Annotated in this window: 1 rRNA gene; it reads right to left on the bottom strand. The window is 39.9% G+C overall.

The annotated features are described in order from the left end of the window. A 23S ribosomal RNA gene (locus tag HMPREF2647_RS00285) occupies positions 1–257 on the bottom strand; the annotation flags it as partial. Positions 258–396: the final 139 nt, after the last annotated feature.

The raw sequence follows: 396 nt of genomic DNA, 5'->3' as shown, positions 1-396 counted from the left end.
CGCTCGCCGCTACTCAGGGAATCGAATTTTCTTTCTCTTCCTCCGGGTACTAAGATGTTTCAGTTCTCCGGGTCTGCCTTCTGACAAGCTATGAATTCACTTGTCGATAACACAACATAACTTGTGCTGGGTTTCCCCATTCGGAAATCTCTGGATCAACGCTTACTTACAGCTACCCAAAGCATATCGTCGTTAGTAACGTCCTTCATCGGCTTCTAGTGCCAAGGCATCCACCGTGCGCCCTTAATAACTTAATCTAATATAGTTATTAATCTGTGAGTGTTCTTTCGAACACTAGCGATTATTTTTTATGAATTCAAGCTTATTTAAAACTCTATTCACTCGGTTTTGCTTGGTAAAATCTATTTACTTACTTATCTAGTTTTCAATGTACAA

This window comes from Staphylococcus sp. HMSC035D11 (assembly GCF_001836075.1).
Lineage (GTDB): Bacteria > Bacillota > Bacilli > Staphylococcales > Staphylococcaceae > Staphylococcus > Staphylococcus hominis.
The sequence above is the reverse complement of the archived record's forward strand: the minus strand, read 5'-3'. Positions and strand labels throughout refer to the sequence as shown.